Below are 12,786 nucleotides of genomic sequence, written 5' to 3'. Positions count from 1 at the left end.
AAACCCCGCCTCGCGGGCCGTTCAGCCCTTCGGCTATAATCGATTCGCCTTGTTTTCCGGTGCGCGCCATGCTGCTCAACGTCCCCCCGCACCTCGATTCCGCAAATTTCCCACTCTCGTTCAAGACGCTCGGTCAGGTGATCGAAGCCGTCGGCACGCCCGATTTCGTGCCGCGCCTCACGCTGCTGCTCAACGAAATCGTGCCGCTCAACGTCGTGCATATCGAACGCTCGCGCGTCGACAGCAGCATGCCCACGGGCTTTCGCTGCGAATGGATCGGCAGCAGCGGCGTGGGCGTGGACAGCGGCACGATTTCCGACGTGATGACGCTCTACTACGACCGCTTCTACGAAAGCGATCCGCTGTTCGCGGGCATTCGCGGCAAGGTGGGCACGCTGCTCGTGGTGCGCGACATCGGCGCGATTCCGCCGGGCGAATTCCGCCAGCGTCTTTTCGACGAGGCGCTCATCGCGCACGAATGCGTGCTCGCGCGCGGCACGCGCCACGGCCAGCATTCGATCGCGCTCGAACGCGCCCTCAATGCGCCGCCGTTCACGCTCGCCGAGATGAACCGCTTTCGCAACGTCAGCGACTTCCTGTTTCCGCTGCTCGAATTGCACGCGACCACCAGCGCCGCGCGGCGCGTCGCGCATCCGACTTCGTTTCTGCATCCGCTCGCGCAATTCGATGCGCGCATCGCGGCCGACGCCATTCGCCTCTCGAAGCGCGAATACGAAATCTGCGCGCACCTCATCACGGGCCGCACCGTGCCCGAAGCCGCAGAAATTCTCGGCGTGCGCACCGCCACGGCCGAGTCCTATGTGAAGCGCGCCTTCGCCAAACTCGGCGTGCGCACCAAGCGCGAACTGGTGGCCTGGGGCCAGGCTTGCCCCCGTTTGCAGGGCGCGTAACGCGGCTTTTGCATCGATCGACGTCGATGTAAACATCTCCACTTCGTAATTCGCGCGCCGCGCGTCTCGCCTACCATCGCCCGATCGTCATCACTTCAAGATCGGAGACACAGGACATGCAGCGCGAACTCAACCAGCCGCTCGGCGGCAACGACATGCCGCGTTTCGGCGGCATCGCCACCATGATGCGGCTGCCGCAAGCGACCCGCACCGAAGGCCTCGACGCGTGTTTCGTCGGCGTGCCGCTCGACCTCGGCACCTCGAACCGCTCGGGCGCGCGCTTCGGGCCGCGTCAGATCCGCTCGGAATCGGTGCTGCTGCGTCCCTACAACATGGCGACGCGCGCCGCGCCGTTCGACTCGCTGCAAGTGGCCGATATCGGCGACGTCGCCACGAATCCGTACGATTTGAAGGACTCGATCCGCCTGATCGAAGCGGCCTACGACGAGATCGTCGCGACCGGCTGCCGGCCGATCACGCTCGGCGGCGACCACACGATCGCGTGGCCGATTCTGCGCGCGCTGCACAAGAAGTACGGCAAGGTCGCGGTCGTGCACATCGATGCGCACGCCGACGTCAACGACACCATGTTCGGCGAGAAGATCGCGCACGGCACGCCGTTCCGCCGCGCGGTGGAAGACGGCCTGCTCCAATGCGACAAGGTCACGCAGATCGGTCTGCGCGGCACCGGCTATCACGCCGACGACTTCGACTGGTGCCGTCAGCAAGGCTTCACCGTCGTACAAGCCGAGGAATGCTGGAACAAGTCGCTCGCGCCGCTGATGGCGCAGGTGCGCGAACGCGTGGGCGACACGCCCGTGTATCTGAGCTTCGACATCGACGGTCTCGATCCGTCGTTCGCGCCCGGCACCGGCACGCCGGAAGTGGGCGGGCTCACCGTGCAGCAGGGCCTCGAAATCGTGCGCGGCATGAAGGGCCTCAACGTGGTGGGCGCCGACCTCGTGGAAGTCTCGCCGCCGTATGACCAGGCCGGCACGACCGCGCTGGTGGGCGCGAACCTCGCGTTCGAAATGCTCTGCGTGATGCCGGGCGTCGCGTACCGCTGATACGCGCGTCGATGCGCACGATTACGCCCAACTCCGGCTCGATTCTCAACGGACACTCATCATGACCACCGTCACTCCTCTTCGCCGCGACGGCGGCCCGTTCGTGCTGCCCGCCGCCTTCGTTGCGGGCGCAACGATGCACGCCGACGACGCCAGACATGCCACCGCCATCCACAACGCCTCGACCGGCGAAACGATCGGCTGGCAGGAACCGGCGAGCGCCGCTCAGATCGACGCCGCCGTGCGCGCCGCGCATGACGCACTCGGCGCATGGCGCGCGACCCCGCCCGCCGCGCGCGGCAAGCTGCTGCGCAAGATCGCCGAACTGATCGAAGCGGACCGCGCGCGCCTCGCCGCAATGCAGATGCAGGTGAGCGGCAAGCCGCCGTTCGAAGCCGATCTCGACGTGAGCGACGCCGTCGCGACCTTCACGTATTACGGCGACCTGTGCGCGGAAACCGGCGCGTTCGCACCCGAAACGATCGCGCTGCCCGACGAGACCGTCACAGGCGAGCGCTATTACGAAGCGGTCGGCGTGGCCGCGCTGATCGTGCCGTGGAATTTCCCGATGGTGACGACCGCGTGGAAGCTCGCGCCCGCGCTCGCGGCGGGCTGCACCGTGGTGCTGAAACCGTCCGAGCTGACCTCGCCGGTCGAACATCTGCTGGCGCAGATCGTCAGCGAAGCGGGTGTGCCCGATGGCGTGGTCAATCTCGTCAACGGCGGCGGCGAAGTGGGCGCGCAGCTCACGGCGCATCCGCTCGTCGACAAGATTTCATTCACGGGCAGCACGGCCGTGGGCCGCAAGGTGATGCAGACGGCCGCGCTGGACATGAAGCGCGTGACGCTCGAACTGGGCGGCAAATCCGCGCTGATCGTGCGCGCCGATGCGGACATCGATCATGCGGTTTCGCTCGCGGTGAGCGGCGCGTTCGCGAACGCCGGACAGATGTGCTCGGCGACGGCGCGCATTCTCGTGCAGGACGACATCTACCGCAAATTCATGGCCGCGTTCGAGACGGCGGTGCGTGCGGTCAATGTGGGCGCGCCGGGTGTCGAGCAGGTCTCGATGGGGCCGCTGATTTCGCCGGCGCAGCGCGCGCGCGTGCAGGCGCTGGTTGAACAGGGCGTGGCGGCGGGCGCGCAGATCGCCTTCAGCGGCAACGCGGACCGCGCGCGCGGCGCGGGCTTTTTCATGGCGCCCGTGGTGGTGGCCGAGCCCGACGCCGACAACGTGTTGTGGACCGATGAGGTGTTCGGGCCGGTTGCGTGCGTGAAGTCGTTCCGCACCGACGATGAAGCCATCGCGCTGGCCAACGCTACGCGCTATGGACTCGTGGCGACGGTCGTGACGCAGGACGCCGGGGCGCAACGCCGCTACAAGGCGGAACTGCGCGCGGGCCTCGTCTGGATCAACACGCCGCAATTGATCTTTCCGCAGGTGTGCTGGGGCGGAATGGGCTTGAGCGGCATCGGGCGCGAACTGGGGCTCGCGGGTTTGCGCAGCTATCAGGAATTGCGGCACACGGTGGCCGCTGCGGGCTAATCGAAGCGATTTACCGCGGCGATTTTCTCCAGTGTTGTATGCGTGTTTGTGGCGCTTGCCCGGGTGGGGCGGCGCCGTTTTTTTGTGCGCGCGCAGTGCCGTGGCAGGTGAATGCCGCGTTCAAGGTTTGGAGATTTCAGCCGTTACTTCATTGGCTGTCCTGCTTCAGGGACATTCTTCGCACCGTCGATTTTCGCAGGCACGATGACACCACAAAAACTGCTCACATGGTTTGGCGAATTCGCCAAGGCGAATCCCACCTTTGTCGCCTCCGTCAGCATTCTCACGCTGGGCGGCATTCCGTTGCTGGCCTATGCGCTACACATCGACCAGTTGCCGGACTTCTCGCTGACCGACCTGACCGGCGCGCTGATCGCGACGTTCATCACCGAAGTGTTCGTTGGTGTTTTGCTCGCGGTCTATCTGGTGGCCGCGGGCTTTGCCGCACGCTGGAGCGTACGCTCGTTTTATCCGCTCGCCAGTTACTGGAGCGCGGCGAATCCGGCCAGGCTCGTCGAGCAGATCGAGCAGACCGGCATCGTGGACTATCTGATGAAGGGCCGATTCATCATCGGCGCAACCGTGATCTGTTCCATCGTATGGTCCGGTGTCATTGTCCCGGTCGTGGTCGATTGGCATGCGGCGGGACGCGCGTCATTCGTCAATTGGACCTTCTACGCCGCTTCGCTTCTCTGCGCGATTGCGCTCACGCTGGCGGACTGGCGCAAACGGCAACGCAAGCAGCTACACCCATGGCCGAAGTTCGCATTGGGCGGAGCAATGTTGCTGACGTGGAGCGTGTGGCTCGGCTGGCGAATCTATGCGCCCGGCCCGGTCCCGCCCGTTACCGCGCAACCTGCTGCTGCCACAGCAAGCGCCGCCGCGCATGATCCATCAAGCGGCGACTGGCTCACCCTGGCCATTCATCGCCTGTCTTCGTTCAATCCCTTGTATTGCGTGGCAGCGATCGCAGCCGTAGCGATCGCCATCTACATCCTGACGCGATGGTTCAAGGAGATCAAAACACTGTTCCAGCGGCTGGTGTCCGACCAGGAAATGCGATTGCGCAACGCGAAAATATTCACCACCGCGCTCTTTGGATTCGCGATGGTGTTGCCGGTGCTGTTCCTCTGGGCGATCGTCGTCAACGGTAAAACGGAACTGCAAACATACGTGGCCGTCGCCGGCTGCGTGATGCTCGCCATGCTGAACTGGCTGAGCTTCGCGGCCCACAGGACGACAGTGCGGTTACTGACCATGGCAGGCGCGCTGTTCTTCTGCGTGGCCTTCGTGCCTTTGCTGATGCAGAACCCAACGTTCTATCCGCAGATGGTCGTACGCATGCTGGGACTCGGGAATATCTACGCATCGAGCGTCACGCTCTCATCGCAGCAATGCGCGACGCTGCGTCCCTATGGCGTGGATTGTGAAGCGAAGAAAGACGAGAGCATCACGATGACCAACGTGAACATCCTGAACCGCCTCGGCAATTCGGTGCTCATGGAACTGATGGTGGACGACACGCAGGTCTGTGGCCTCGGAGGCAGCGCGTCCCGGCAATTGCCGTCAAGCGACGCACACGGCGAAATCCGTCTGCGTGAACTGACGCTCTGTCATGGCGTTCCCCAGCAGCAACAGCGGGACACCGGCTGTGATTCGCTGCTGATGGAACGCTTGCGGTATCCGACGCACCTCGATCCCGCGCATCTGACCTGCGTGCACCTCAGCGTCCCCAAGGATCAACTGGTCGGATTCACGCCGGACGGCGCACGCACCTACCTCCACGGCTACTCGCACTATGTCGATGCCATCAAGCGGCCTGCACCCGTGCCGACGCCGGCACCCCAGCCGAAGCCGGCACCGAAACCCCACCCGCATCCGCATCCCGCGCCGCGCCCCTGCGACTGCCTCACGCGCGGGCCGGAAACCACACCGGCAAACTGAGCACCACGCGCGCCATCGACGCGGCGCGCCTCACGCTTTCGCGGAATTCGCCGTCACCAGCGTCGCGCAGCACGGCACGATGCACAGCAACCCCAGCAGCACCCAGAACGCCGTCTCCAGCCCCACCGCCTTCGCGACGAAGCCCACCCCAGCCGGGCCGACCAGAATCCCCGCATAACCCGTCGTCGTGATCGCGGCGATCGCCATGGCGGCGGGCATCGCCTGTTGCGAACCCGCGCGCCGGAACAGCACCGGCACGATGTTCGCCGCGCCAAGGCCGATCAGCAGAAAGCCCGCCAGCGCCAGCGTCGCGAGCGGCGACAGCAGCACGACCGCGAACCCCGCCACCGCCACCGCGCCGCCCCAGATCAGCGTCGCGCGGTCGCCGATGCGCGCGGTCACGGCGTCGCCGGTCAGGCGGCCCGCCGTCATCGCGATCGCGAACAGCATGTAGCCGAGGCCGCCCTGCGCGGCGCTCACGAGCCCCTTGCCCGTGATGAGTAGCGCGCTCCAGTCGAGCAACGCGCCTTCGGCGAGAAACGTGATGCCCGTGAGCGCCGCGATCAGCAGCACGATGCCGCGCGGCGTGACGAACAACGGACCGCCGCCCGCCTGCTTCGCGCGCAGCAGACGCGGACGCGCCACGAGCATCGCCGCCAGCATCAGCACCGAGCACAGCAGCGTGCTTTCGAGCGCGCCCACCTGCATCGAAAGCAGGAAGGTCATGAACGTCGATCCCGCGAAGCCGCCCACGCTGAACAGCGCATGAAAGCCCGACATCAGCGGACGTTGCGCCGCACGCTCGACCTCGACGGCATGCACGTTCATGGCGACGTCGAGCGAACCGAGCGCCGCGCCGAACGCCAGCAGCGTGATGCCGAGCGCAAGCGGCGTGGCCGCGATCGTCAGCAGCGGCAGAACGATCGCGAGCCCGATACCGCTCGCCACGATAATCGGCTTGCTGCCATAACGCGCGCTCAGCGCGCCGGTTAGCATCATCGCCGCGACCGAGCCGAGGCCGATGCACAGCAGCAGCATGCCGAGCAGACCGTCGTCCACGTCGAGCCGATGCTTCGCGAACGGCACCAGCGGCGCCCAGCACGCAATGCCGAAGCCGGCGACGAGAAAAGCCAGACGCGTCGCGAGACGCGTGGCGGGACGATCGGCGAAATCCATCGGGTTCGGCTCCGTGCGGTGAGGTTGAATGGCGGGAAAGCGGCAGACGCGTCAGCGTGCGTCGGGACGTTCGGCCTTGATGACCACCGTGCCCGCTTTCGTGAGCGCCTTGATGTGCGCAGGCGGTGCGTCGTGCTCGACGATCACGCTCGCGATGTCGTCGATCGACGCGACGCGATGCGCGGCGCTCGCGCCGAGTTTGTCCGTGGTGCTCAATATGGCAACGCGGCGGCTGCGCGCGAGCAGCGCGCGTTTGAAACCGGCATCCGCGAATTCGAACGCGCTCACGCCGTCTTGCGGCGCGACGGCGCACGCGCCGAGAAAACAGCGGTCGATATTCATGTTCGCGATGCAGGCGAGCGCCGCGGCGTCGACGCTGCCGCCCACCACCGGGTCCACCGCGCCGCCCACCATGATGAGCGCGATGTCGGCGCGCCGCAGCAGCGCGGCGGCGACGTCGATGGAATTGGTGGCGACGGTGAGATCGTGGTCTTCGGGCAGCGCGTCGGCGAGCGCGAGGTGCGTGCTGCCGCTGTCGAGAAACAGCAGTTCGCCGCGTTCGATCTGCGCGACGGCGGCGCGCGCGAGCGCGGCCTTGCGTTCGCGCGCGGCGTCCATGCGCGCGGACATGGGCGCGGACGCGGACGAGACGGGCAGCGCGCCGCCGTAGACGCGGCGGCAGCGCCCTTCGGCGGCGAGCGCGCGCAGGTCGCGGCGGATCGCGTCTTCGGACACGCCGAATTCGGCAGCGAGTGCGACGGCCACGACGGACTCGCCGGCGGTGAGGCGGCTGGAGATCAGTTCGCGGCGGGCAAGCGGAATGTCATCGGTCATGCCCGATGATATCGTGCATAAACGAGAATGTAAACGTGCACAAACGTGCACGGTTATTCCTATCCATCGGTCTGATTGATCGCGTCCTTCCTCATTCCGGCACCTCAATCACCCCTTCCAGATACTGCACGGCCTGCCCGGCGATCCGCACGCGGCCCGCATCGAGCCTGCAATGCAGCAGCCCACTGCGCCGCGAAGCCTGCAACGCGAGCAACTGCGTTTTCCCAAGCCGTTTCGCCCACAGCGGCGTGAGCGCGGTATGAATCGAGCCGGTCACGGGATCTTCATCGCCACCATTTGCGGGCCAGAAGTAGCGCGACGCGAAATCGACGCCATCGCCCGGCGCCGTCACCACCACATCACGCGGCCCGAGGCGCGCAATCAAGGCGAGATCGGGCACGACGGCGCGCACCTGCGCCTCGTTTTCATACACGGCAATATAGGCTTGCTGACAAACAAAAACTTCTCGCGGACGAATCGACAAACCCCGTGCCAGTTCATCCGGCAATTCGCTGACCGGTTCGATTTCGCGCTGAGGAAAATCCATTTCAATCATGCCGTGCGCGCCGCGTCGAACGCTAAATGCGCCCACTGCATCGGCATGAAATTCAATCTGCTCGCGTTCGGGAAAACGTTTGAACAACACGAATGCGCTTGCCAGTGTCGCGTGTCCGCAAAAGGCAATTTCGGTGATCGGCGAAAACCAGCGAATGGCGAATCGCCCATTCGCATCGGGCGCGACGAAAGCCGTTTCGGACAGGTTGTTTTCCGTCGCCACCGCTTGCATCAGCGAAACGGGAAGCCAGCGTTCCAGCAATACGACCGCTGCGTAATTGCCTTTGAAGATTTCGCTGGTAAACGCATCGATTTGGTAGAGAGGCAGCTTCATGGCGCGTGGTTATCCTGAACGATAAATTGCTTCCGAAAGTCGTCCTTATGCTATCGGCCGCTATTCGCTTCGGACAGATACGCCTTGAGACTTAGCTCGATAAAAATTGACCGCTGCGCAAACTCACCTCGACTGTTCGCTTCCGGTCGGCCGACAGTGGCCCCGAATGCCGAACGAAAGCAATCGCCGCCATGATGGGGTAAACCAGATCAATGCCCGATCACCGCCTTTCGCATCGAGCGTCTGGCGACGATCAGCCTGCCAGAAATGTTCGGACTTGTCAGTGTTTCTGATAATTGGCATGCCCGGCGAATTACGACAGCTCCGGCCCGAAATGCGCCGCTATGCCGATTTCTGCATCGAAGCTGTTTAATTCCTGCAAGACTCGACCACTTTTGGACTTCTATATTGCTCGCAGCCAACCAGCGCAATGCCGCAATGCGAGGGGCACGCGCCTGCAAGACCGTCAAGGGTGCAGGTTCCCGCACGATCCACCATCGAGGAGTCCAACAACAATGAAAATGCAGAAGTCGTTCGTTTCCGCCGCATGCGTTCTGGGCGCAACCCTGAGCATCGCGCCCTGCGTTTTCGCAGCCGCGCCCGTCGAGGTCAAGATCGGTTTCGCCGCGCCGCTGACCGGCGGCCAGGCCCACTATGGCGCCGACTTCAAGAGCGGCGTACAGCTCGCCATCGACGACATGAACGCCGCCAATCCGGTCATCGGCGGCAAGCCGGTGCATTTCGTGCTCGACGCCCAGGACGACCAGGCCGATCCGCGCACCGGCACGACCGTCGCGCAGAAGCTCGTCGACGACGGCGTGGTCGCCGTGATCGGCCATTACAACTCGGGCACCAGCATTCCGGCCGCGCCGATCTACGCGAAGGCCGGCATTCCGGAAATCGCCATGGCCACCGCGCCGACCTACACGCGCCTCGGTCTGCCGACCACCTTCCGCCTGCTGACCTCGGACACGCAGCTCGGCAGCGTGCTCGGCGACTACGCGGTGAAGGGCCTCAAGTTCAAGCGTCTGGCCATCGTCGACGACCGCACGGCTTACGGCCAGGGCGTCGCCGAGGAGTTCAGCAAGGCCGCGAAGGCGGCGGGCGCGACCATCGTCGATCAGGAATACACGAGCGACAAGGCCGTGGACTTCCGCGCGATTCTCACCAAGATCAAGGCGGCGAACGTCGATGCCGTGTTCTACGGCGGCGCCGACACGCAGGCCGCGCCGATGCTCAAGCAGATGCGCTCGCTCGCCATCAAGGCGCCGCTGATCGGCCCGGACATGGTGCAGTCGGCCAACCTCATCAAGGTGGCGGGCGAGGCGTCGGACGGCACGCTGGCCGCGTCGGAAGGCAGCCCGCTCGCGCAGATGCCCGGCGGCAAGGCGTTCGCGGATCACTATCAGAAGCGTTTCAGCCAGCCGGTCGAGCTGTACGCGCCGTATGCCTACGACGGCACGATGGCCGTGTTCAACGCGATGAAGAAGGCCGATTCGACCGATCCGCACGTGTTCCTGAGCGCGCTGAAAGCCACCAACATGAAGGGCGTGACGACCAGCGAACTCTCGTATGACCAGTACGGCGACCTGAAGTACGGCGGCGTGACGGTCTACAAGGTCGTGGGCGGCGAGTGGAAGCCGCTGCAAACCGTGGGCGTGAAGGACTAAGCCGCGCACGTGTACGCACGAAGCCGCGAAGGCGTGCGCGCTTTCGCGGCTTTTTTATGCGGGTCGCGCCGCGCGCAACTGCGCCAGCAGCGCGTCGCCCGTCCACGAAGGCCGCGCTGCGCTGCGCTCGGCTTCGCGTACGAGTTCGACCAGCCGCCCGTTCACTGGCGCCTTGCGGCCCAGATGCCCCGCGAGGCGCACCACTTCGCCGTTGATCCAGTCGATTTCCGTGCTGCGGCCCGCCGCCAGATCGTCGGACATGGACGAGCGCGCATGCGGATCGATCGTCAGCATCGCGCGGCCGAGGCGTTCGAACCACGTATCGGACACCGTCAGCAGACGCGGAATCCACGTCGCGGGCAGCGGCGTCACCTTCGCCGGCCGGATGCCCGCCAGCCCGAGCAGCGCGAGCGCTTCCTTTTGCGCCATCGCGAGACACAAGCGGTACGCGCGCTGCGACAGTTCTTCCTTGAGCGGCCGGTTCGCCAGCGCGTTGATCGCGTTGTTCAGATTGAGCAGTAACTTGGCCCATTGCACCGGCAGCATGTCGGCGTGCTCGACGAGCGGCAGTTCCGCCTGCCTGAACGCATCGACGAAAGGCTGCATGGCGGGGGCGTGACGGATCACCAGTTCGCCCGCCGATCCCTGATGAAACGCGCCCGGCCCGCGCTCGACGACGTTGAACGGCACCATCCCTTCGAGCACCGTCTGATGCGGCAGCGCGGCGCGCAGCACGTCCGCATTGCCCACGCCGTTCTGGAAGCTCACGACGACCGCGCCGGGACGCAGCACGCCTGCGAGTTCCGCCGCGGCGACAGGCGTCGCGGCCGACTTCACGGTGACCAGCACGAGATCGGCGGCGATGGCGCGCGCCGCGTGCGTCGCGACGTCCACGCGTTCGGGCGGCACCTGCCAGCGGCGCGCGTCGTGACGCGAGAGCGTGAGCCCTTCGGCGCGCAAGGCGTCCGCGATCCGCGCGCGCCCGATGAAGGCGACGTCGCCGCCCGCCGCCAGCAGCCGCCCGCCGAGGTAGCAGCCGACCGATCCCGCCCCGTAGATGAATATTTTTGCCATGCCGTGACTCGTGTGTCGAAAGGTCCCGCCCGAGGAATAACGTTTGGCCGCGCGCGTTATTCCCGGTGCTGCAAGCTTATTGCGCGTAACCGGAGTTGAGCCGGTCGAGACGGCGCAGCAAACCGGGCCACACGAGCGCGCCCGGCGAGATGCCGCGCGTGACCTGCGCGATCTGCTGCTTGATGCCGTCGAGAATCGGCTGGCCGATGCACGTGAGCTTGCCGCCGCCCGACTGCGCGCGCACCTGGATCATGCAGGACGCTTCGAAGAAGTACATCGCCACGAAGGCGTCCGCCGCCGTCGCGCCCACGGTCAGCAAGCCGTGATTGCGCAGCATGAGGTAGGTCTTCTTACCGAGGTCGCTGACGAGGCTCGGCTTTTCGGCTTCGTTGAGCGCGATGCCCTCGTAGTCGTGATAGCCGAGCGAGGCCAGCACGCCGAGCGACTGCTGCGAGAGCGGCAGCAGCCCCGCCGCTTGCGCCGACACGGCCACGCCATTGACCGAATGCGTATGCATGACGCACAGCGCGTCCTCGCGCGCCTGGTGAATGGCGCTGTGAATCGTGAATCCGGCCGGATTGATGTCGTAAGGCGAGTCGCTGACCTTGCGGCCGTCGAGATCGATCTTCACCAGCGACGACGCGGTGATCTCGTCGAACATCATGCCGTACGGGTTGATCAGAAAATGATGCTCGGGGCCGGGCACGCGCGCGGAGATGTGGGTAAACACCAAGTCGTCCCAACCGAACAGCGCGGTGAGCCGGTAAGCCGCCGCGAGATTGACGCGCGCGTCCCACTCGGCGGGGGAAATGTCGTGCTTGAGGCTGGCATTGGACGAAGTCACGGTCGCTCCTTGATCGAGGTTCGAAAGCGCTATCATGCGCGCGAACGCGCCCGCCATTTGTCGGCCAGGCGACATCTCGATGCGATCGGGCCTGGGGCGCCGGGCGCGGTCGACATCGCAGCACCGAACTCGTCAACCTGAAATTAATTCGGATGCCTATTCATCATTCCGATTTTGAGCGCCGCGAGCGCACCGACCACGCCATGCGCTTGCGTCCGTCGCGATCGCCGAAATGCGCCATGATCACGCCACCGAGCGGACGCGCGAGATAACCGTCCGCGAAAATGCTCAGATCGCCACGGCCGCCAGCAGTTCGTTGATCGGAGCGAGGCGCACGCGCGTCGCGAGCATCATCGACTCCGCATTCGCCGGCGCAGGCCGCCGCCCGAATGGCCGATAGATTTCGTCGCCGCGCCGGATCGACTCGCCGCTCAGCACGCACACGCCGTTGCGCCGCGCCTTCGTGCAGCGCCAGATCTGCTCGCCGTAACGGCACGCCGTGGGGTCCATCCAGATGATCGAAGCGGTCATGGGCGTCGGGCGCTCCACGATGCGCACGGCGGCGCTACTTCTCGCACCCAGCGCCCCCTGCGGACGCGAAGCGGCCGCAAGACGCGGCGACGCCGTCTTGCGCGTACGCGCCGCGCGCGGCGCCTCGCCGGGCGCGCACGCGAGCCGCGACAGCACCGAGAGCGTATGCGCCCACGGATCGGATTGCATGGCGGAAACGTCCATCGCTGTGGCTCCCTCGGGCTCCGTTGTTCGGCATCGCCGGCATCGCGCCGGGCCAACGCGTGCTCACGCACGCAAGCGTAACGTTATCCGTTGAGC

11 protein-coding genes are annotated in these 12,786 nt (G+C 65.6%); 5 read left to right on the top strand and 6 right to left on the bottom strand.

Translation table 11 applies throughout. The annotated features are described in order from the left end of the window. Positions 1-68: 68 nt before the first annotated feature. From G5S35_RS27805 to G5S35_RS27790, 4 genes are all read left to right on the top strand, one after another. Positions 69-911 (top strand): helix-turn-helix transcriptional regulator, encoded by an 843-nt coding sequence (locus tag G5S35_RS27805; protein ID WP_183039532.1) that lies wholly within the window; start codon positions 69-71, stop codon positions 909-911. Between the two features lie 116 nt (positions 912-1,027). Further along, positions 1,028-1,978, top strand: a complete 951-nt coding sequence (speB, locus tag G5S35_RS27800) for an agmatinase (RefSeq protein WP_065058795.1) — start codon at positions 1,028-1,030, stop codon at positions 1,976-1,978. A 61-nt stretch (positions 1,979-2,039) separates the two neighbouring features. Further along, positions 2,040-3,524: an aldehyde dehydrogenase family protein gene (locus G5S35_RS27795; RefSeq protein ID WP_183039531.1), complete on the top strand. Its 1,485-nt coding sequence runs from the start codon at positions 2,040-2,042 to the stop codon at positions 3,522-3,524. 204 nt (positions 3,525-3,728) lie between these two features. Then, on the top strand, positions 3,729-5,468 hold the full coding sequence (locus G5S35_RS27790) for a hypothetical protein (protein ID WP_183039530.1): 1,740 nt from the start codon (positions 3,729-3,731) through the stop codon (positions 5,466-5,468). Between the two features lie 30 nt (positions 5,469-5,498). Here G5S35_RS27790 and G5S35_RS27785 read toward each other — a convergent pair whose 3' ends face one another. From G5S35_RS27785 to G5S35_RS27775, 3 genes are all read right to left on the bottom strand, one after another. After that, positions 5,499-6,644: an MFS transporter gene (locus tag G5S35_RS27785; RefSeq protein WP_074986928.1), complete on the bottom strand. Its 1,146-nt coding sequence runs from the start codon at positions 6,642-6,644 to the stop codon at positions 5,499-5,501. 51 nt (positions 6,645-6,695) lie between these two features. Then, positions 6,696-7,478 carry a DeoR/GlpR family DNA-binding transcription regulator gene (locus G5S35_RS27780; protein ID WP_110328772.1) on the bottom strand — a complete coding sequence of 261 codons (783 nt, stop codon included), beginning with the start codon at positions 7,476-7,478 and terminating at the stop codon, positions 6,696-6,698. A gap of 91 nt (positions 7,479-7,569) precedes the next feature. Continuing rightward, positions 7,570-8,367, bottom strand: a complete 798-nt coding sequence (locus tag G5S35_RS27775) for a PhzF family phenazine biosynthesis protein (RefSeq protein ID WP_065058691.1) — start codon at positions 8,365-8,367, stop codon at positions 7,570-7,572. A 521-nt stretch (positions 8,368-8,888) separates the two neighbouring features. Here G5S35_RS27775 and G5S35_RS27770 point away from each other — a divergent pair. After that, the gene (locus G5S35_RS27770) at positions 8,889-10,037 is read left to right on the top strand and encodes a branched-chain amino acid ABC transporter substrate-binding protein (RefSeq protein ID WP_065058863.1); all 1,149 of its coding nucleotides are present in this window, start codon (positions 8,889-8,891) and stop codon (positions 10,035-10,037) included. Positions 10,038-10,091: 54 nt separating this feature from the next. Here the strand turns inward: G5S35_RS27770 and G5S35_RS27765 are convergent, their stop codons facing one another. The 3 genes from G5S35_RS27765 to G5S35_RS27755 form a co-directional block, all read right to left on the bottom strand. Beyond that, positions 10,092-11,111 carry a 2-dehydropantoate 2-reductase gene (locus G5S35_RS27765; protein ID WP_110328773.1) on the bottom strand — a complete coding sequence of 340 codons (1,020 nt, stop codon included), beginning with the start codon at positions 11,109-11,111 and terminating at the stop codon, positions 10,092-10,094. A 76-nt stretch (positions 11,112-11,187) separates the two neighbouring features. Beyond that, positions 11,188-11,955, bottom strand: coding sequence for a class II aldolase/adducin family protein (locus tag G5S35_RS27760; protein WP_183039529.1), 768 nt, complete (start codon positions 11,953-11,955; stop codon positions 11,188-11,190). 288 nt (positions 11,956-12,243) lie between these two features. Further along, on the bottom strand, positions 12,244-12,690 hold the full coding sequence (locus G5S35_RS27755) for a DUF3331 domain-containing protein (protein WP_074986933.1): 447 nt from the start codon (positions 12,688-12,690) through the stop codon (positions 12,244-12,246). Positions 12,691-12,786: the final 96 nt, after the last annotated feature.

Origin of the sequence: Paraburkholderia tropica (assembly GCF_014171495.1) — a bacterium.
Classification (GTDB): Bacteria; Pseudomonadota; Gammaproteobacteria; order Burkholderiales; family Burkholderiaceae; genus Paraburkholderia; species Paraburkholderia tropica.
This window is presented reverse-complemented; position numbering and strand designations above follow the sequence as displayed.